The sequence below is a fragment of the Leisingera sp. ANG-M6 genome, from assembly GCF_000813905.1.
Taxonomy (GTDB): Bacteria; Pseudomonadota; Alphaproteobacteria; order Rhodobacterales; family Rhodobacteraceae; genus Leisingera.
Genome location: NZ_JWLG01000015.1, coordinates 79,705 through 99,408, shown reverse-complemented (window position 1 = coordinate 99,408; position 19,704 = coordinate 79,705). Strand labels below are relative to the sequence as shown.

The 19,704-nt window shown below is 64.4% G+C and carries 18 protein-coding genes and 1 tRNA gene; 9 read left to right on the top strand and 10 right to left on the bottom strand.

Annotation, left to right across the window (positions count from 1 at the left end; translation table 11 throughout):
• Window positions 1-25 precede the first annotated feature (25 nt).
• The 3 genes from RA24_RS13195 to paaZ form a co-directional block, all read right to left on the bottom strand.
• Window positions 26-102, bottom strand: a tRNA-Met gene (locus tag RA24_RS13195).
• Window positions 103-294: 192 nt separating this feature from the next.
• Window positions 295-1,095 (bottom strand): PaaX family transcriptional regulator C-terminal domain-containing protein, encoded by an 801-nt coding sequence (locus tag RA24_RS13190; protein ID WP_036762498.1) that lies wholly within the window; start codon window positions 1,093-1,095, stop codon window positions 295-297.
• Window positions 1,096-1,179: 84 nt separating this feature from the next.
• The gene (gene paaZ, locus RA24_RS13185) at window positions 1,180-3,210 is read right to left on the bottom strand and encodes a phenylacetic acid degradation bifunctional protein PaaZ (protein ID WP_039192093.1); all 2,031 of its coding nucleotides are present in this window, start codon (window positions 3,208-3,210) and stop codon (window positions 1,180-1,182) included.
• A gap of 127 nt (window positions 3,211-3,337) precedes the next feature.
• Here paaZ and paaG point away from each other — a divergent pair, with 127 nt between their 5' ends.
• From paaG to RA24_RS13160, 5 genes are all read left to right on the top strand, one after another.
• A complete protein-coding gene (gene paaG / locus RA24_RS13180; RefSeq protein WP_039192091.1) occupies window positions 3,338-4,123 on the top strand; it encodes a 2-(1,2-epoxy-1,2-dihydrophenyl)acetyl-CoA isomerase PaaG in 786 nt (261 codons plus the stop codon).
• A gap of 2 nt (window positions 4,124-4,125) precedes the next feature.
• On the top strand, window positions 4,126-4,551 hold the full coding sequence (paaI, locus tag RA24_RS13175; RefSeq protein ID WP_039192089.1) for a hydroxyphenylacetyl-CoA thioesterase PaaI: 426 nt from the start codon (window positions 4,126-4,128) through the stop codon (window positions 4,549-4,551).
• 15 nt (window positions 4,552-4,566) lie between these two features.
• Window positions 4,567-5,877 carry a phenylacetate--CoA ligase PaaK gene (gene paaK / locus RA24_RS13170; RefSeq protein ID WP_039147350.1) on the top strand — a complete coding sequence of 437 codons (1,311 nt, stop codon included), beginning with the start codon at window positions 4,567-4,569 and terminating at the stop codon, window positions 5,875-5,877.
• Window positions 5,878-5,893: 16 nt separating this feature from the next.
• On the top strand, window positions 5,894-6,490 hold the full coding sequence (locus RA24_RS13165; protein WP_039171715.1) for a TetR/AcrR family transcriptional regulator: 597 nt from the start codon (window positions 5,894-5,896) through the stop codon (window positions 6,488-6,490).
• 62 nt (window positions 6,491-6,552) lie between these two features.
• Window positions 6,553-6,762 carry a hypothetical protein gene (locus RA24_RS13160; protein WP_039171713.1) on the top strand — a complete coding sequence of 70 codons (210 nt, stop codon included), beginning with the start codon at window positions 6,553-6,555 and terminating at the stop codon, window positions 6,760-6,762.
• Window positions 6,763-6,832: 70 nt separating this feature from the next.
• Here the strand turns inward: RA24_RS13160 and RA24_RS13155 are convergent, their stop codons facing one another.
• Both RA24_RS13155 and trpS read right to left on the bottom strand, forming a co-directional pair.
• Window positions 6,833-8,902, bottom strand: coding sequence for an OmpA family protein (locus RA24_RS13155; RefSeq protein WP_039192086.1), 2,070 nt, complete (start codon window positions 8,900-8,902; stop codon window positions 6,833-6,835).
• Window positions 8,903-9,053: 151 nt separating this feature from the next.
• A complete protein-coding gene (gene trpS / locus RA24_RS13150; protein ID WP_039192083.1) occupies window positions 9,054-10,082 on the bottom strand; it encodes a tryptophan--tRNA ligase in 1,029 nt (342 codons plus the stop codon).
• A 99-nt stretch (window positions 10,083-10,181) separates the two neighbouring features.
• On the opposite strand from trpS, the gene RA24_RS13145 reads away from it, so the two are divergent.
• A complete protein-coding gene (locus tag RA24_RS13145) occupies window positions 10,182-10,868 on the top strand; it encodes a rhomboid family intramembrane serine protease (protein ID WP_039180827.1) in 687 nt (228 codons plus the stop codon).
• A 117-nt stretch (window positions 10,869-10,985) separates the two neighbouring features.
• On the opposite strand, the gene RA24_RS13140 is transcribed toward RA24_RS13145, so the two are convergent.
• The 5 genes from RA24_RS13140 to RA24_RS13120 all read right to left on the bottom strand — a co-directional run bounded on the left by RA24_RS13140 (window position 10,986) and on the right by RA24_RS13120 (window position 17,369).
• A complete protein-coding gene (locus tag RA24_RS13140) occupies window positions 10,986-11,183 on the bottom strand; it encodes a YgaP family membrane protein (RefSeq protein ID WP_039192080.1) in 198 nt (65 codons plus the stop codon).
• 88 nt (window positions 11,184-11,271) lie between these two features.
• A complete protein-coding gene (locus RA24_RS13135; protein ID WP_039147338.1) occupies window positions 11,272-11,859 on the bottom strand; it encodes a Crp/Fnr family transcriptional regulator in 588 nt (195 codons plus the stop codon).
• A complete protein-coding gene (gene murJ / locus RA24_RS13130) occupies window positions 11,856-13,406 on the bottom strand; it encodes a murein biosynthesis integral membrane protein MurJ (protein WP_039192077.1) in 1,551 nt (516 codons plus the stop codon). The genes RA24_RS13135 and murJ overlap by 4 nt, the downstream gene beginning before the upstream one ends.
• A complete protein-coding gene (locus RA24_RS13125) occupies window positions 13,403-16,243 on the bottom strand; it encodes a [protein-PII] uridylyltransferase (protein WP_446720213.1) in 2,841 nt (946 codons plus the stop codon). The genes murJ and RA24_RS13125 overlap by 4 nt, the downstream gene beginning before the upstream one ends.
• A complete protein-coding gene (locus RA24_RS13120; protein WP_039192074.1) occupies window positions 16,203-17,369 on the bottom strand; it encodes a penicillin-binding protein activator in 1,167 nt (388 codons plus the stop codon). Before RA24_RS13120 ends, RA24_RS13125 begins: the two co-directional genes overlap by 41 nt.
• Before the next feature lie 87 nt (window positions 17,370-17,456).
• On the opposite strand from RA24_RS13120, the gene rsmI reads away from it, so the two are divergent.
• The 3 genes from rsmI to gshB all read left to right on the top strand — a co-directional run bounded on the left by rsmI (window position 17,457) and on the right by gshB (window position 19,696).
• Window positions 17,457-18,314 carry a 16S rRNA (cytidine(1402)-2'-O)-methyltransferase gene (gene rsmI, locus RA24_RS13115; RefSeq protein ID WP_039192072.1) on the top strand — a complete coding sequence of 286 codons (858 nt, stop codon included), beginning with the start codon at window positions 17,457-17,459 and terminating at the stop codon, window positions 18,312-18,314.
• 3 nt (window positions 18,315-18,317) lie between these two features.
• The gene (locus RA24_RS13110) at window positions 18,318-18,692 is read left to right on the top strand and encodes a YraN family protein (protein ID WP_039192070.1); all 375 of its coding nucleotides are present in this window, start codon (window positions 18,318-18,320) and stop codon (window positions 18,690-18,692) included.
• Window positions 18,693-18,763: 71 nt separating this feature from the next.
• A complete protein-coding gene (gshB, locus tag RA24_RS13105) occupies window positions 18,764-19,696 on the top strand; it encodes a glutathione synthase (protein WP_039147334.1) in 933 nt (310 codons plus the stop codon).
• Window positions 19,697-19,704 lie beyond the last annotated feature (8 nt).

Below are 19,704 nucleotides of genomic sequence, written 5' to 3'. Positions count from 1 at the left end.
GCTGATCCGAATATATGGGGAAGGATGGTAGCGGAGGAGGGACTTGAACCCCCGACACGCGGATTATGATTCCGCTGCTCTAACCAACTGAGCTACTCCGCCGCTCTGTGTGGAGGCGATTTACGGAATGCCGCCAGCCGGGTCAAGCAGAAAAGCGGAAGAATCCCGGATTCTTCCGAGATTTTTATGACCTCTTGCATTAGCATAGAAAATTCAACTGCTTACAAGTTCACTTGCCTGGTTGCGGCCGGTCACTGACGCTGTCGCGGCGCGGGCGGGTCAGTGGCGGCTTGGTTATTCGGACAGGCCGTCGAGGGCCGTCAGATCCGGCCGCGGCAGCTGGTCCAGCAGGGAAAACACCAGTCCGCGGCAGGATTCACCGGTCCAGTCCGCAGGGTGGAAGCCCGGCGGCAGGTCCGGGTGGCGCAGCACCACGCGGCGCCAGCGGTGCACAATCAGAGTTCTCAGGGTGCCGGTCTGCGCAGGTGTCAGGCCCGTGGGCGGCGAAGAGATTTTTTGCAGGTCCTGCTGCAGGGCTGCGCAGGCATCGCACAGGTGATCCGGAAACAGGCGTGTCTTGAGCCAGTCCGGCACCGCGATGGAGCTGACGCCGGCTGCAAGCAGGTCATCCAGGCTTCGCGGCATCGGGCCGCGGCCCAGGGCGGTTGTGCGGTTCACGGCCACATAGCTGGGCAGCAGCAGCACCTCATCCAAGGTGGCCTGGCCGGCACCGTCCTCGGCGATCAGCAGGTGCCATTCACCCGGGGCTGCGGCGTTGCGTTCATAGATCCGCGGGGTGACGGCTGCGGATTGGTTGCGGCCGTATTCCGTCAGGTAATGCACCGAGGCGCGGCCTGCGCGCTCGCTTTCGATCCAGCCGTCCTTGCGCAGCCGGTGCAAGGCTACCCGGATCGCCTCGGGCTTGATCCCCATCGGGGTGATGATGCGGGTGAGCGCACCGCCGCTGATCTGGGCGCCCTTGTCCTGCGCCAGATCGCCGAACAGCGACACGATGACCGACCAGACCCGCTGGTTCTGCGGGTCGTTCAGCTGTTGGACGGCGGCGTCAAACCAGGGGTTATGCTGTTCGTTCATGGGGATAAACATAGTTCGCCCGGACTGGTTAGACCAGTCCGGGCGTGCGGCAGCGTTACCGCTGCCTACCACTTTTGCACAAGCTCAGAAGGCGTTCATGGTCAGCAGTTCATACTCTGCCGCGATCTCGCCGTCCTGGTTGGTGAGGGTGACGTGCCAGCGCACCTCGCCGTATTCCTCGTTGCGGGGCGTCTTCTTTTTGACCGTGAGGCGGACCTTGATGCTTTCGCCCGCCGAAATCGGTTTCATGAAGCGCAGGTTGTCGAGGCCGGTGTTGGCCAGAACCGGGCCCTCGTCCGGCTGCACGAACATGCCCGCGGCAAAGGACAGGAGCAGGTAGCCATGGGCGACACGGCCCGGGAAGAACGGGTTCCGTTTGGCCGCTTCGTCGTCCATGTGGGCATAGAAGGTGTCGCCGGTGAAATGGGCGAAGGTCTCGATATCCTCCAGCGTGACGGTGCGCGGGGCGGTGTGCAGGGTCTCGCCGATGGACAGCTCGCCGAACTTGCGGGTGAAGGGGTGTGCCGGGCCTTCGATCTCGGTGCCGCCGGGGACCCATTTCTCGCCAATCGCGGACAGGATGTCGGGCGAGCCCTGGATGGCGGTGCGCTGCATGTAGTGTTTGACGCCGCGCACGCCGCCCATCTCCTCGCCGCCGCCGGCGCGGCCCGGGCCGCCATGCACCATGTGGGGCAAGGGGGAGCCGTGGCCGGTCGATTCCTTCATCGAGTCGCGGTTGTTGAAGTAGAGGCGGCCGTGGTAGGCGCCGGCACCGATGGCGACTTCGCGGGCGGTGGCGGGGTCATGGGTGATGACCGAGGCCACCAGCGAGCCCTGGCCGCGGTTGGCCAGATCAATGGCGTGGCCCAGGTCGCGGTAGCCCATGATGGTGGAGACGGGGCCGAAGGCCTCGGTATCGTGCACGCGCTGTGCGTTGTCCGGATCGGCGCAGTGGAACAGCATCGGCGGCACAAAGGCGCCTTTTTCGGCGTCGGCGCCATCGACGGAGAAGTTTTCCGGGTCGCCAAAGACGCGCTCTGCTTCCTGACCGATGATCGCGGCCTTCTCCAGCACGTCGCGTTTCTGGCTGCCCGAGACCAGCGCGCCCATGCGGGTGGTTTCCAGGCGCGGGTCGCCGATCTGGGTTTTAGACAGGCGGGCGGACAGTGCCTCGATCACTGCGTCCACCTGTGCCTGCGGTGCGATGATGCGGCGGATGGCGGTGCATTTCTGGCCCGCCTTGGTGGTCATCTCGCGGCTGACTTCCTTGACGAAGAGGTCAAACTCCGGCGTGCCGGGCTGCGCTTCGGGGCCGAGGATAGACGCGTTGAGGCTGTCCTGTTCGGCAACGAAACGGACCGAGTTTTCCAGGATCACCGGGTTGGCGCGCAGTTTCAGCGCGGTGCTGGCGGAGCCGGTGAAGCTGACCACGTCCTGCATGTTCAGATGATCCAGCATGTCGCCGAGGCCGCCGGAGACCAGCTGCAGCGCGCCCTCGGGCAGGATGCCGCTGTCGAGCATCAGTTTCACTGCCAGTTCGGTCACATAGCAGCTGTTGGTGGCCGGTTTCACGATGGCCGGTACGCCTGCCAGCAGGGTGGGGGCGAGTTTTTCCAGCATGCCCCAGACCGGGAAGTTGAAGGCGTTGATGTGCACCGCAACGCCGCGAAGTGGGGTGCAGATGTGCTGGCCCAGGAAGGTGCCGTTGCGGGAGAGCTGTTCCACATCGCCGTCAAGGTAGACATGGGCATCCGGCATTTCGCGGCGGCCCTTGGAGGCAAAGACAAACATGGTGCCGATGCCGCCGTCGATGTCGATCATGTGGTCGGACTGGGTGGCGCCGGTGTTGAACGACAGATCATAAAGCGCCTGCTTGTGCTGGTTCAGGTGGCCTGCCAGGGCCTTCAGCATCCGGGCGCGGTCGTGGAAGGTCAGCTTGCGCAGGTTGACGCCGCCAACGGTGCGGGCGTAGTCGAGCATTCCTTGCACGTCGAGTGCGTCATTGCCCGCTGACGCAATCACCTCGCCGGTGATGGCGCTGGCAATGTTGCGGGCGCCTGCGCCCGGTGCGACCCATTGACCCGCTGCAAAGCTGGAAATCTCTAGAAGGCTCATGATGCTGTCCTTTTCATCAGGCCGGCGCGGGGCCGGCTGGCTGGAATCCGATGCTGAGATATATTGACCGTCCGGTCGGTTTATGCAAGAAGTTTGTCAAATGCACCGCTGACAGGGTGAGGGAGCGATGAGCGATACGATTCTGGTTGAGGACCACGGCACCTGGGTGGAGATCACCCTGAACCGCCCGGACCGGCTGAACAGTTTCAACGAGGAGATGCACAACGCCTTGCGCGCCGCGCTGGAGGCCGCCCGCGACGGCGGCGCCCGCGCGGTGCTGCTGACCGGCGCCGGGCGCGGCTTTTGCGCCGGCCAGGATCTGGGCGACCGCGACCCGCGCAAGATGGACGGGCCGCCGGACCTGAGCCAGACGGTGCGCAAATTCTACGCGCCGCTGGTGCGGCTGATCCGCGAATTGAACTTCCCGGTGATCTGCGCGGTGAACGGTGTGGCCGCAGGGGCGGGTGCCAATCTGGCGCTGGCCTGCGACATGGTGCTGGCGTCGGAAAGCGCCAAGTTCATCCAGTCGTTTTCCAAGGTTGGCCTGATCCCGGACACCGGCGGCAGCTGGCATCTGCCGCGGCTTCTGGGTGAGGCCCGCGCCAAGGGGCTGGCGCTGACCGCAGAGCCGCTGCCTGCGAAGAAGGCCGAGGACTGGGGCCTGATCTGGAAGGCGCTGCCGGATGACGCGCTGATGGCAGAGGCGCGTGCGATGGCTGAGAGATTCGCCAACGGCCCGACGCTGGGTCTGGGGCTGACCAAACAGTGCATCCAAGCCGCGGCGGTCAACACGCTGTCCGACCAGCTGGAGATCGAGGCGGACGCGATGAAGACCTGCGGCGAAAGCGCGGACTACGCCGAGGGCGTGGCCAGCTTTCTGGAAAAGCGCGCCCCCGCGTTCAAGGGCAAGTGACCATGACCCCGAAAGAACGCGCCCAGAAATCCGCCGCCGCTATGTGGGCGGACGACCACGCGTCCAAATGGGCGGGGATGGAGATCACCCATGTGGACGAGGGTGAGGCCACGCTGGAGCTGACCATCGCCCAGCACCATTGCAACGGGCATGGCATCTGCCATGGCGGTGTGACCTTCATGCTGGCCGACAGCGCCTTTGCCTTTGCCTGCAACAGCCGCAATCAGGCCACCGTGGCGCAGCACAACGTGATCAGCTTCACCGCGCCCGGGCGGCTGGGCGACCGGCTGATCGCCAAGGCCCGCGAGATTTCCCTGACTGGGCGCAGCGGTATTTACGACGTGACAGTGACCAACCAGGACGGCCAGCAGATTGCCGAGTTCCGGGGATTCTCCCGGGCGGTCAAAGGCCAGTTGTTTGAAGAATAAGGTGTGGAGGACGCCATGGAAGACCTGAGCCCCAAGAAGGGTGAACTGGACCCGATCGAGATTGCCTCGATCGACGAAATCCGGAGCTTGCAGCTGGAGCGGCTGAAGTGGTCGCTGCGCCACGCCTATGACAACGTGCCGATGTACAAGCAGCGGTTCGACGAGGCAGGTGTGCATCCGGACGACCTGCAGGAACTGAAGGACCTGGCCAAGTTCCCCTTCACCTACAAGAACGACTTGCGGGACAATTACCCCTTTGGGCTGTTTGCGGTGCCGCGCAGTGAAATCATCCGTCTGCACGCGTCCTCCGGCACCACCGGCAAGCCGACGGTGGTGGGTTACACTGCCAATGATATTTCGAACTGGGCGGATCTGGTGGCGCGGTCCCTGCGGGCATCTGGCCTGCGCAAGGGCGACATGGTGCATAACGCCTATGGCTATGGTCTGTTCACCGGCGGCCTCGGCGCGCACTACGGGATCGAACGGCTGGGGGCGACTGTCGTTCCGATGTCGGGCGGTCAGACCGAGAAGCAGGTTGGCCTGATCACCGACTTCAAACCCGACGGTATCATGGTGACGCCCTCCTACATGCTCAACATCCTGGAGCAGTACCACAAGGTCGGCATGGACCCGCGCGAGTGCTCGCTGAAGGTTGGCGTTTTCGGGGCTGAACCCTGGACCGACGCAATGCGCAAGGAAGTTGAAGACGCCTTTGATATGCATGCGGTCGATATTTATGGCCTGTCCGAGATTATGGGGCCGGGTGTCGCCAACGAATGCGTTGAGACCAAGGACGGCCCGGTGATCTGGGAGGACCACTTCCTGCCGGAGATCATCGACCCGCAGACCGGCGAAGTGCTGCCGGACGGGGAGCTGGGCGAGCTGGTGTTCACCACGCTGACCAAGGAAGGCCTGCCGATGGTCCGCTACCGCACCCGCGATCTGACCCGGCTGCTGCCGGGCACCGCGCGCTCGATGCGGCGGATGGAGAAGATCACCGGCCGCAGCGACGACATGATCATCCTGCGCGGTGTCAACGTCTTCCCCAGCCAGGTGGAGGAGCAGCTGCTGGCGACCGGGGGCCTCGCGCCTTACTATCAGATCGAGCTCTACAAATCCGGCCGCATGGACGCGATGCGGGTGTTTGTGGAGGCCAATCCGGACGCAACCGACGAGTTGAGCAAGACCGCGGCAGCGCGGATGCTGACCAAGCGGATCAAGGATATGGTTGGCGTTTCGACCGAGATCATTGTAGGCGACCCGGGGTCCGTCGAGCGCAGCCAGGGCAAGGCCAAGCGCGTCGTCGACAACCGCAGCAAGACCTGACCCGGGAGAGTGAGCCTTGGCCCGCACGATCGCAAAAGACCACGATGAGAAACGCGCGCAGATCCTGAAGTCGGCAGCCAAGGTGTTTGCCGAGTCCGGCTACGACCGGGCCTCAATGACCCAGCTGGCGCGCGAGTGCGGGATCTCCAAGGCGAACATCTACCACTATTACGACAGCAAGGATGCCGTGCTCTACGGCCTCCTTGATACCTACCTTTGCGAGCTGCGCGACCGGGTCTGCGGGGTGGATCTGGCGGGGCTTGGTGCCGAGGACCGGCTGCGCCGTATCGTGTCGGAAATCATGCTGGCCTATCAGGGCGCCGACCATGAGCATCAGGTGCAACTGGGTGCGATGGGGGCGCTGCCGGAGGAGCAGCAGAAGCATCTGCGCGGCTACCAGCGCGAGATGGTTCAGTTCATGAGCGATGCGCTGAAGGATGTGGCACCAGAGATTTTCAACGGTGACGCGGCCAAGCTGCGCGGCGCCACGATGTCGGTCTTTGGCATGCTGAACTGGTATTACATGTGGAATTCCGGCGCCGGATCAAAGGCGCGCGAGGATTATGCGGGGCTGGTCGCAGACCTGACGCTGAGCGGGGTCAAGGGGCTCTGACAGCGGCGCGGTTTGGTGTTCGGGTGTTTCTGCGCTAGCCTGTCTGGATACCGGAGGGTGCCATGCAGAAACCTGAGAACTTCGAGAATTTCTATTACAAGAAGGTTGGACTGGGCGAAGCCTGCGGCTGCGCCGAGCGGGCCATCGATATGTATGAGTTCGACCGTACGGCAGGGAAGCCGAAGGCGGCCAGCGGCAGGCGCCGGTTCAGCTGGAAGGGGTTTGCGCTGAAATACGGGCTGCTGTCGCGGAAGAAGACACCGGCAGAGTAACAGTGAAACACCCGGCAGTTCGTGCCCGCCGGGTGTTGTTTCTTTTCAGATATGGCTGGTTTCAGGCCTGTCAGCCCGGGTTGCCCAGCAGCTGGGTGATGCGGCGCACCGCGACGCGGCGGTTGGCGCGTTCGGCTGCCAGGGTGCTGACCGCCAGGTCGCTCTCGCCGTAGCCCTGCACCACCATGTTTTCCGGTGCCACGCCGAAATACTCCGTCAGCGCCAGCGCCACGGTTTCGGCGCGCCGGTCCGACAGGGCCAGGTTATAGGTCGCGGCGCCCACGGCGTCGGTATGGCCCTCGATCAGGAACACCTCGCCCGGGTTGCGGTCGATCAGCTCGCGCAGCGCGTTGCCCAGCGTTGCCAGTTCTTCAGCCTCTTGCGGGCGGATCACCGAGGAGCCGGTGTCGAAGTTCACCGAATCCACGTTGATCACCGGCGTCAGGCGGCGCACCGCGTCGATGTTGCGGATCTGCGCCAGCGAGAAGCGGCGATCCACCGTCTTGGCTTCCTGTGCGGCCAGCGCCGCGGCCAGGTCCTCTGCCGATACCGCGCCGGTGCTGGAGAAGGCGCGGCGGTTGTCCTGCACCTGCGGCAGCTCGTTGACCACCACGCGCTCGGCCTTTTGGGTGTCGTCGAACAGCACCACGCTGCGCCCGTCCGGCAGCAGTTTGGTGCGGCGCAGCACCCGGCCTTCGGCGGAGCGGATGGTTTCCACTTCAACCCCGTTCTCGCGCACCACCACGGTGCGGGTGGAGCCGTCCTGGAAGCGGTAGGTGGTCACGTTGGAGCCCGGCTGGCGCAGCAGCGCGTCATCGTCTTTCAGGACGCGGTACTGGCCGTCCTGTTCGACGATGGCGCGGTCGCCGGAGTTGGACACGACCTTGCCGCCGTTGTTGAGCAAGGTGCCGATCGCCAGCGCGCCTAGGCCAAGCAGGGCGTTGCGCTCGCGGGTCGACAGGCCGCTGTCCTCCTCAGTGGCGGCATTGGTCTGCGGGGCAGGTGCTTGGGCTTCCGCCTGGGCGTTTTCATTGACGCCGGTTTCGAATTCCTCGTCAGAGCTGCGCGCGGTCTCCTCGGTGACCACTTCTTCGGTCACTTCTGCCTCACCTTCGGCAGCAGCGCCGTCTGCGGCTGCCGCGGCGGCGGCAGCAGGTTCGCTGGTTTCCTCGGCCAGGGCATCAGCCTGGGCCTGACTGTCCTGTTCAACCAGTTCAGGATTGTCAGTTTCTTCAGTCGTTTCGCCTTGTGACTGGGCAAGGTCCGCAGCGATTTCCTCGGCGCTGGCGCCTGCGGATGCCTCGCCGCTGCTATCAGCCTGGGGGGCAGTTTGAACCTCAGCCTCTGCCTGTGCTTCGGCTTCAGCCTGAGCCTCTGCTTGGGCTTGTTCCTCAGCTGCGGCCTGTGCCGCCGCTTCTGCTTGAGCCTGTTCTGTTGCAGCTTGTTCTGCAGCGGCCGCCTGGTCTTCTGCCGCAGCCTGCGCAGCTGCTTCCGCCTGAGCTTCAGCCGCGGCTTGTGCTTCTGCTGCAGCTTGAGCTTCGGCCTCGGCTTGCGCCTGTTGCTCAGCTGCAGCCTGCGCTTCAGCTTCTTCTTGTGCCAAAGCCTCTGCCAGTGCCTGCGCTTCGGCTTCAGCCTGAGCTTCGGCCTCTACTTGCGCTTCAGCCTCTGCTGGCTGTTCCTGCGCGTCCTGCTGCCCGGCGGTTTCCGCTGCAGCTTCAGCCTGGGGCTGATCTTCGCTGCCGGTTTCGCTCTGGGCTTCCGCTACAGCTTCTGCCTGCGCCCCGGCTCCCTGTTCCGCCGTCGCTGTGACCTCTGTCTCCGCAGCACCGATGCCTGCCAGAACACTGGCGGATTGGAGGTCTGCGGGCAGGGCGGGGTCAAATGCGCCTTCGCCATAGGCCTGACAGAAACTTGCGACCTTGCCGTTCTTTTGTTCGATTTCTTCACCGGCTTCCAGCTTCTTCTGCCGCCGTTCGGCCCGCTTGCGGCAGCGGTCCACCAGATCGCCGATTTCTGCAGCGGACATCTGGCGGAGGTCAATCTGCTTGCCGCCCTGGTTCTGCGACAGGGCGGGCAGCGGGGCCGCCAGCGAGATCATCACTGCCAGCGCCGTGGATGATTTGAAAATTCCCGGTTTCATTACGGTTCCTTTCTTGTTCCGGCACATGGCCGCACAAGGATAACGGATAAACACCGGGTTAGTTGCGCATCGCGGGGCAAAAAGAAAAGCCGCCCCGGGCTGGGGCGGCTTGGGTCAGGCTGTTTTCCGCTGGCGGATGCCGTGGTGGGCGTCAGACCGCCGGCGGCGGCACCATGCCGATGATGTCATAGGTCTGGCGCAGGATCGGTGCGGTGATCGCGCGGGCGCGTTCGGCGCCGCGGGCCAGGATCTTGTCGATCTCGTCCTGCTGCTGCATCAGCCGTGCCATCTCGGTGGAGATCGGCGCCAGCTTGGAAACCGCAAGATCCGCCAGCATCGGTTTGAATTCCGAGAATTGGCGGCCGCCCACATCAGCCAGAACCTGCTCCACGGTCTGCTCGTTCAGGGCCGCATAGATGTTAACGAGGTTGCGGGCCTCGGGGCGCTCTTCCAGGCCTTCAGTTTCGGAGGGCAATGCCTCGGGGTCGGTTTTGGCCTTGCGGATCTTCTTGGCGATGGCGTCGGCGTCATCAGTCAGGTTGATGCGGCTGGCGTCCGAAGGATCGGATTTCGACATCTTCTTGGAGCCGTCACGCAGGGACATGACGCGGGTGGCCGCGCCTTCGATCACCGGCTCTGTCTCCGGGAAGAAGTTGACGCCGTAGTCGTGGTTGAACTTGATCGCGATGTCGCGGGTCAGCTCCAGGTGCTGCTTCTGGTCCTCGCCCACCGGCACATGGGTGGCGTGGTAGACCAGGATGTCGGCGGCCATCAGCGCCGGGTAGGCAAACAGGCCCAGCGAGGCGTTCTGCTGGTTTTTGCCGGCCTTGTCCTTCCACTGGGTCATCCGCTGCATCCAGCCCATGCGGGCGACGCAGTTGAATACCCAGGCCAGCTGTGCGTGCTCGGGCACCTGGGACTGGTTGATCAGGATCGAATCCTCGGGGTCGATGCCCGCGGCGATGAAACCGGCGCAGAGCTCGCGGGTGGATTTCTTGAGATCCGCAGGATCCTGCCAGACGGTGATCGCATGCAGGTCAACCATGCAGTAGATGGTCTCAACGTCCTTGGCCTGCCAGTCGACGAAGCGCTTCAATGCACCGAGGTAATTCCCCAAGTGCAGGTTGCCCGAAGGCTGGATCCCCGAAAACACGCGCGGGGTGAAGCTGGTTTCGCTCATCGCGGAAACTCCCGTCTGGAATTATGCACCATCGTCGCTTACCCATGGGGCCAGGATAGGTCAACAGGCGCGGGGAATTCCGTGCGGCAAGGAGCCAGAATGAGCAGTGAGCCCCATAACGCCCCCGTCAACCCGCTGCCCGCTGCCGTGGTGGCGCTGGTGCTGATCATCATCGGCATCGAGGCGGTGTTCTCGCTAGGCGCGCGCGGCATCCTGGGCGGGCCTGAGGCAATCGGCTGGCGGCTGGAGGCGATTCAATCCTATGCGTTTTCCGGCGATATTTTTTGGTGGATGCAAGAAAGCGGGCGTTGGGTGCCGGAGCATCTGATGCGGTTCCTGTCCTATATCTTCGTCCACGGCGCCTTTACCCACGCGCTGTTCGTCTGCGTCTTTGTGCTGGCGATGGGCAAGATGGTGGGCGAAGTGATGGGTGACCTGGCGATGGTCATCATCTTCCTGCTGTCCGGCGCCGGCGGCGCGCTCGGCTATGCGCTTCTGGTCAGCTCACCTGCGCCGCTGGTGGGCGGGTTTCCCGCGGTTTACGGGCTGATCGGGGCGTTCACGTTCCTGCTGTGGCGCTCGCTGGCCTTGATTGGGGCACAGCAGAGCCGGGCGTTCACGCTGATCGCCTTTCTGATGGGGGCGCAGCTGCTGTTCGGGCTGCTGTTTGGCGGCCAGAAGGACTGGGTGGCGGATCTGGCAGGTTTTGCCACCGGTTTCGGCCTGTCGTTCTTCCTGGCGCCGGGTGGCTGGGCGCGGATCAGGAACCGCATCCGCCACGATTGAAGCCGGGTTGCTCCCGCCCGCTGGTGACGCCCCTGCCGGGGCATCGCCAGCCCTTGGGCCGGGCCGCGCTGACGCGCGGCGGACAAGCCGCACCTGATCCGGGGTTTGCCGGGAAGGTCAGCCCTGCTTTTTCAGCGGGCAAGTGCTGAGGCCGATCATCTGATAGAGCGGGCAGTAACCCATCAGGCCGGTCAGCAGCGGTATCAGGCCAATAAGGCCCCACAGGGTTTGCGGGCCGGTGAACACCAGCGACAGCAGGATCAGGCCGAGAATGATGCGCAGGGCGCGGTCGAGGGTGCCTTCGTTACGGGGCATTGCGTGGTCCTTTCGAACTCAGGTTGGAAATTCTGAGTCTATTTTAGACCGCGGCGGCACCGGCTGTCGGTGACAGTGTCACCAATGCTCAAGTTTCATCCTGAGCCACCCGCTCCAGCCCGGTGCGGTCCAGGATCCGCAGGTGGCCACGCTGTGTTTCCACCAGGCCGAGGCGGGCAAACTCGCGCAGCCGGCGGGTGACGAAGGCACGGCCGGAGGCGGTTTCGGCCGCCAGCGCGTCATGGGTAATGCGGATATCGTCGCCGGTCTGCGCCAGACGCAGCAGCGCGCGTGCAAGCCGTGCGTCAAATCCGGTGAGCGCGACGTCCTCGACCAGTTGCTCGTAATCGGCAAAGCGGCGGGCAACGGCTGTCAGCACTTCGCTGCGGAACGCCCCGTCCTCTGACATCGCCTGGCGAAAGGCCGCATGCGGGAGGATCTCGCCCTCCAGCGCGGTCTCTGCCACGCCTTCGGCGGCGTAGCTGCGGCCGTCGGTGAGGCAGGCAAAGGTCTGCAGGCAGACGTCGCCCGGGCTGACGCGGTACAGCACGACTTCGCGGCCGTTGGCGGCGGTCAGGGTGACCTTAATGCGGCCGGCGGTGAGCCGGACAAAGCCGGGGCAGTCCTGCCCGGGGCGGAACAGCACGGTGCCGGCGGCGCAGGAGAGGCGGCTCATGCCTGTTTGCGGCGGCTGAGGGCGCTGCGGAACTCCGACAGGCGGAAGGCGCCGATGGCCTGACCCGTGGCGAAGTAGACCGCGCCGCCCAGGACAACCAGGCCCAGCAGCGACAGGTAGCGCCAGTAGTCCAGCGTGAACAGCCAGCCGGCGGAGGCTGCCACGGCATAGAGCACCGCGCCCATCGCTGCCGAGGCCGCAAGAATACGCCAGGCGCGGTGGCGGAAGCGGGCGTCGAAACGGGCTTCGTCTCCCATGCCGCGGGCGCCGAGCGCCAGCAATGCCACCATCACCCAGCCGGCGGCAGAGGCGGCAATGGCAGGCGCGATCCAGCCCAGCACCGGTTTCAGGCCAAAGGCCAGAGCGGCGTTCACGGCCATCGCCACCAGCGCGTAGCGGAACGGGGTTCTGGTGTCCTCGCGTGCGAAATAGAGCGGCTGCAGCACCTTTTGCAGCATGAAGGCCGGCAGGCCAGCGCCATAGATGGCGACGGCCACGGCAATCGCCGCGACGTCTTCGGGGCCGGTCGCACCCCGCTCATACAGAACGGAGACCAGCGGAACTGGCACGGTCATGAAGGCAACAGCCGAAGGAACTGCCAGCAACAGTGAAAACTCGCCGGCGCGGGACAGGGCGTCCTGGGACCCGGCGCTGTCACCGGCGCGCAGGCGGCGGGACAGGGCTGGCAGCAGAACGATGCCGACGGCGATGCCCACGACCCCCAACGGCAGCTGATACAGGCGGTCGGCAATGAACAGCCAGCTGGCGGCCTTTTCAATGTCCGAGGCCACATACTGCCCGACAACCAGGTTGATCTGAGTGACTCCCATGGCCAGCGCGGCCGGAACCGCCACACGCACCAGGGCACGCATATCAGCATTCCAGCGCGGCAGGCCGGGGCGCAGAGGGATGCCGGCCTTTTCAGCCGCGGCCCAGACGAGTGCCAGCTGGGCCACGCCGGCAACCGGGATTGTCCAGACCAGCCAGACAATCACATCGCCGCCCAGGACCGCCCCGGCTGCCATCGCAGAGCAGGCAAAGATATTGAGCAGCACCGGTGCAGCGGCGGCAGCCGCAAACCGTCCGGTGGCGTTCAGCACGCCAGAAAACAGTGCCGCCAAAGACATAAACAGGATGTAGGGAAAGACGATGTAGCCGTATCCCACGGCCATATCGAACCGTGCATCGCCCACGAAGCCGCCTGCCGTCAGCCAGACCAGTCCCGGCATGAACACCATGCCAAGGCCGACCAGTGCCAGCACCGCTGCCGCCAGGAGGTTGAAGGCTTGCTGGGCAAAGGCGGTTGCGTTCTCATCCGCCTCGTAGCGTTTCGAAAATGCCGGCACAAAGGCTGCGTTGAAAGCACCCTCGGCGAAGAAGCGGCGGAACAGGTTGGGCAGGCGGAAGGCGACGATGAAGGCGTCCAGCACCGACCCCGGACCGATGAAGGCGGCAATCAGGATTTCGCGGGCAAAGCCCAGCACACGGCTTGCCAGCGTCCAGAACCCAACGGTCAGGAAGCCCGACAGCAATTTGATCGGTTTCATGTATCCGCCCGTTTTGCACCCTCGGCAATCGCCGCGCGCAGTTTCTTTTCCAGCGTCCGCTGCTTGGAGTCCGCGTAGTATTTCAAGCCGAACATGTCCTTGACATAGAAGGCATCCACCACCTGCTCGCCATAGGTCGCAATCACCGCATTGGCAATATAGACATTGGCGGAGGCCAGGGTGCGGGCGAGGTCATAGAGCAGGCCGGGCCGGTCACGGGTATCGACCTCGATGATGGTGTAGATTTCCGAGCCTTCGTTATCGAAAGTGATATGGGTCGGCACCTTGAAGGCGCGTTCGCGCTTCTTGATCTTGTCGCGGGATTTCAGGGCATCGCGGGTGATCACCTCGCCCTTCAGGGTCTTTTCGATCATCTGCTTGAGCCGGTGCAGGCGGATCGGATCGAAGGGGTGGCCTTCGCTGTCCTGAATCCAAAAGGCATCGGTCACATAGCCGTCCTTGGTGGTGTAGGAGCGCGCATCAACCACATTGGCCCCGACCAGCGCCAGGGCGCCGGCGATGCGGGCAAAAATGCCAGGGTGGTCCTCCATCACGAAACAGGCGCGGGTGGCGTCGCGATCCTCATCCGGGTAGAGCCGGATCATCACCTCGCCCGGGTCGCCCTTGGCGGTGTAATCGCGCAGCATCTCGGCAAAATCCACATGGGCGGTCACATGAAGCCCGTGCCAGTAGGGCGGGTAGTGGCGGGCGGTTTCGGTCTTGAGATCGGCCTTGGACCAGTCCGGCAGCGCCTCACGCAAGGCCTTCTTGGCGGAGACGCCGCGGTGTTCGCGGTTCAGGGCCTCCATGCCGCCCTCCAGCGCCGCGCGGGTCTGGCCGTAGAGCGCGCGCAGCAGCGCCGCCTTCCAGTTGTTCCAAGTGTCCGGACCGACGCCGCGGATATCGCAGACGGTCAGCAACAGCAGCAGGTCGAGCCGTTTCACTGTCTGCACTGCCTTGGCGAAATCGCGCACCGTGCGCGGGTCGGCGATGTCGCGCTTCTGCGCCATGTCGGACATCAGGAGGTGATAGCGCACCAGCCATTCCACGGTTTCGCATTCCGAAGGCTTCAATCCTAGCCGCGGTGCGACCTTGCGGGCGATCTGCGCGCCCAGGATCGAATGGTCCTGCTCACGCCCCTTGCCGATGTCGTGCAGCAGCATCGCCACCATCAGCACCTTGCGGTTGAGACCCTTGCGCAGGATTTCCGACGACAGCGGCAGCTCGTCTTCCAATTCGCCGCGTTCAATGGCGGCAAAGTTGGCGATCACCTGAATGGTGTGCTCATCCACCGTGTAGGAGTGATACATGTTGAATTGCATCATCGCCACGATGGGTTCGAATTCCGGCAGGAATGCTGACAGCACCCCCAGTTCGTTCATCCGCCTGAGCGCGCGTTCGGAATTGCCGTGTTTCAGCAGCAGGTCCAGGAAGAGCTTCCGCGCTTCCTTGTCGTTGCGCATGCCGTCGTCGATCAGGTGCAGGTTGGCGGTCACCAGCCGCATCGCGTCCGGGTGGATCAGCATGCCGGTGCGCAGGGCTTCCTCGAACAGCCGCAAGAGGTTGAGCCGGTCTTCGAGGAAGGCCTTGGGGTCGATCACGTCCAGCCGGTTGTTCACCACCTTGTAGCCGGGCTTGATACGCGGGCGGCGGCGGAAAATCCGCTCCAGGAGCGGTGCGTTCTTTTGCTGGCTGGCCTCCAGCTTGGTCAGGAAGATGCGGGTCAGGTCGCCGACGCGGGTGGCGTGGCGGAAATACTCTTGCATGAAAACTTCGACGCCGCGGCGGCCCGCCTTGTCCTCGTAACCCATGCGGCTGGCCACCTCGACCTGCAGGTCAAAGGTCAGCTGTTCGGTGGCGCGCCCCGTTGCCAGATGCAGGTGTGACCGCACCGCCCACAGGAAGGTTGCCGCCTTGGCGAACAATTCCATCTCCTCCGGGCGGAACAGGCCCAGCGGCACTAGATCTTCGGCATCCTTAACCTGGTAGAGGTATTTGGCAATCCAGAACAGCGACTGCAGGTCGCGCAGGCCGCCCTTGCCCTCTTTCACGTTGGGCTCAACCATGTAGCGCTGGCCCTGCTTCAGATGGCGGGCGTCGCGTTCGGCCAGCTTTGCCTCGACAAACTCCGGTGCATCCTGGGAGAACAGCTCCTTTTTCAGGCGCTTGTCCAGCTCTTTAGCCAGCGGCGCATGGCCGGCCAGAAACCGGTGTTCCAGCATCGCAGTGCGAATGGTGTAATCCTCGCCGCCCAGGCGGATGCAGTCCTTGATGGTGCGGCTGGCGTGGCCAACTTTGAGCCGCAGATCCCACAGGATGTAGAGCATGGATTCAATCACGCTCTCCGCCCAGGCGGTGATCTTGTAGGGGGTCAGAAACAGCAGATCGACATCAGAGGCCGGCGCCATTTCCCCCCGGCCGTAGCCGCCAACCGCCATCACGGCGATCCGTTCGCCCCGGGTCGGGGTCGCCAGCGGATGCAGCAGCTCGCTGGCCACATAGAGCGCTGTGGTCACCAGCCCGTCGGTCAGGAAAGTGTAGGAACGGGTGAGTTCGCGCGCGGCAAAGGGTTTGTCCGCGAAGGCTTCGGCAATGACCGCGCGGCCAGCCTTGTTTGCGGCCTTCAGGATTTTCACTGTTTCCCCGCGCAGGGCCGCGGGTGCAGTGTCCTCTGCCAGCGCCTTGATCTGCGCCCGGATGCCTATGGCATCAAAGATGTCCGCGGGTCCGCAGATCAGCGGACCCAGCGGTTCCGGCAGGCCTGTGCCTGCGGGATGCGACTGAGCGGCGGGGGCTTTAGAAGCCCGCGCCTGCGAAGCTGCTTGGGGCTGGGTCAATGATTACGACCTTCTGTTCTTGAATGGTGGCCACTGCCAGCCCGCGTTCGTTGGTGCCGTCGGCCCGCAGCCGGAAGATGCCACCTGCGCCCTGGAAGCCCGCGCCCTGGGTCAGGGCACCCGCGGTCAGCGCGTCGGATTTGCCGGCCGCAACCAGGGCGCCGATGGCGGCGATGCCGTCATAGGCCAGGCTGCCGATCGAATGCGGCGAGGCGCCGTAAGTGGCCTGGTAGCGGGCGCTGAACTGCTGAACCTTTCCCTGGTCCGGCAGCGCGAACCAGCCGCCCTGAACACCGGGCAGGGCCAGGGTTTGCGGCGGAATATCCCAGCGGGTCAGACCGATGTACTGTTTTTCTGCCGGGTCAACCCCGGCCTCAGGCAGCAATTGCGCCAGCAGCGGCAGCGCGCCTGCGGTGGTGGAGGTCAGGAAGACGGCATCTGCGCCGGCCGATTGGGACCGGATAGTGGGAATGGCATTGATCACTCCCTGCTGCGAAAGCTCATAGCCGACGCTGCCGGCGATGCTCACGCCGCTGTTGCCTGCGGCGCGCTGGATCGCGCTGCGCCCGGCGGTGCCTGCGGCATCATTGCCGCCAACGACCAGAATGTTGCGCTTGCCGTTGCGGGCGGCGAAGCTGGTCAGCCGCTGGGCCGTGTTGTCAAAGGTCGGCCCCAGGATGAAGACGTTGCCGCCTGCAATTGCCGTGTTGTTGGAGAAGGCGAGCACGTTCACGCCACGCTGACGGGCTGCAATGCCTGCGGCATTGGCGGCTTCGGCATAAACCGGGCCAAGGATCACGCGGGCCCCGTCCTTCAGCGCCTGCTGCGCCGCGCCGGAGGCCACCTCGGGGCTGCCCGCGGTATCATAAACCCGCAGGTCGATTTGCACCCCATCCAGGTCCGCAATCGCCATGCGGGCGGCGTTTTCAAGGCTTTTTGCCAGCACGCTGTCGCCTTGCTGGGCAGAACCGCGCGGCACCAGCAGCGCCACCGGAACGGGTTTAGAGGTGTTGATGGTCGGGCCGGTGCCGACGGCAATCGGGTCACAGGCGGAAAGGGCAATGGCGGAAAGGGCGGCGGCGGCAGTCAGAGCCGCCTTGCGGGCGCGTTTGAAAACAGCAAACATAATGGACTTGAAACTCCGTTCTCCCGGCGCAATGCGCCGCGTGGGTTTAAGGGCGGATCATAAACGACCAAAAAGGCGGGTCCAGCGTTGAATCACCAGAATGTCATATTGTCCCCCGGGCTTTACTTTGTTGCCACGCCGATTGGCACCGCCCGCGACATTACCCTGCGGGCGCTGGATGTGCTGGCTTCGGCCGATGTGCTTGCGGCTGAGGATACACGCTCGCTGCGCAAGCTGATGGAGATTCACGGGGTGCCTTTGGGCGGGCGGCGGATCATTGCTTACCATGACCACAGCGGCACCGGTGCGCGGGCAAAATTGCTGGAGGCGATTGGCGAAGGGAAGTCGGTCGCCTATGCGTCTGAGGCCGGGATGCCGCTGATTGCCGATCCCGGGTTTGACCTCAGCCGCGCGGCGGCGGAGGCAGGCCATACGGTCACCTGCGCCCCCGGCGCCTCGGCGGCAGCGACGGCGCTGACGCTTGCAGGGCTTCCGACGGATGCGTTCTTCTTTGCAGGCTTCCTGCCCAATTCCTCCGGCGCCCGGCGCAAGCGGCTGGAGGAGTTGCGGGAAATCCCCGGCACGCTGATTTTCTATGAATCCCCGAAACGGGTGGCGGCTTCGGTTGCCGATATGGCGGCGGTGCTGGGCGACCGACCTGCCGCGTTGTGCCGCGAGCTGACCAAGAAATTTGAGGAGGTGCGACGTGCACCGCTGACGGAATTGGCTGCCGGGCTGGAGGAGACGCCGGTCAAGGGCGAAATCGTGCTGCTGGTTGACCGCGCGCAGGAGGTTGAGGTCAGCGAGGGCGACCTTGAAAGCGACCTGCAGGCCGCATTGCAGGGCAATTCGGTCAAGGATGCCGCAGGAATCGTCGCCGAGATGCACGGGCTGCCCCGGCGAAAGGTTTACCAGATGGCGTTGAAGATGGCGAAGGACAGCTGAGCCGTGAGCCGTGCCCGCCAGCACCGCGGCGCCCGCGCGCATCTGGCCGGTGAAGCGGCGGAGGAGATCGTCGCGCGCCACTATGAAAACCGCGGCTACTCCGTGGCCGAGCGCCGCTGGCGCGGGGCTGGAGGCGAGATCGACCTGATCCTGCGCGGTCCGGACGGGCTGGTGTTTGTCGAGGTGAAACACAGCGCAACCAGCGCCGGTGCGGCGCTGCGGATCACACCGCGGCAGGCGGAACGCATCTATGCCAGCGCCGGGCAGTATCTGGAAAACGAACCGCTAGGCCAGCTGACGCCGGTCCGTTTCGACGCGGCGCTGGTGGATGGCACGGGCGCGGTGGAGATTATCGAAAACGCCATCGGCTTTGACTGATCCGCAGCTGCCCCATTGAACCCTGGCGTTCTGTGGGCCATGTATTCGGGCAGCTTACGAGGGATACTGCCATGAAAATCGCCTTCCAGATGGACCCGGTCATGGGCGTGAACATCAACGCCGACAGCAGCTTCCGCCTGGCCGAGGAAGCCCAGGCGCGCGGCCATGAGCTGTTTTATTACGGCCCCGACCAGCTGGCCTACCAGGAAGGCCGCATCACCGCCCGCGGCCACGACATGACCGTGCAGCGGGTGGAGGGCGCCCCGGCGGTTCTGGGGCCCGAACGCGAAGTTGATTTAGCGGAATTCGACGTGGTCTGGCTGCGCCAGGACCCGCCGTTTGACATGCACTACATCACCTCGACCCACCTGCTGGACATGCTGAAAGGCAAAGCGCTGGTGGTGAACGATCCGTTCTGGGTGCGCAACTATCCGGAAAAGCTGCTGGTGCTGAACTTCCCGGAGCTGACTCCGCCCACAACCATCGCCCGCGACCTGCAGACCATCAAGGCGTTCAAGGAAAAGCATGGCGATGTGATCCTGAAGCCGCTCTATGGCAACGGCGGCGCGGGTGTGTTCCGGCTGGATGCAAACGACCGCAACCTCACCTCCCTGCATGAGCTGTTCACCGGCTTCAGCCGCGAGCCTCTGATCGTGCAGAAATTCCTGCCGGATGTCAGCAATGGCGACAAGCGGGTGATCCTGGTTGATGGCGAGCCGGTGGGGGCCATCAATCGGGTGCCGGCAGCGGGAGAGACCCGGTCGAACATGCATGTGGGCGGCCGGCCTGAGAAGATCGGCCTGAGCGAGCGAGACCTTGAGATCTGCGCCGCCATCGGCCCGCTGCTGCGCGAAAAGGGCCAGATTTTTGTCGGTATTGACGTTATTGGCGACTACCTGACCGAGATCAACGTGACCTCACCCACCGGGATTCAGGAGCTGGAGCGGTTCGACGGCGTGAATATCGCTGAGAAGGTCTGGCGGGCGATCGAAGCGAAGGTCTGACGTCTGCT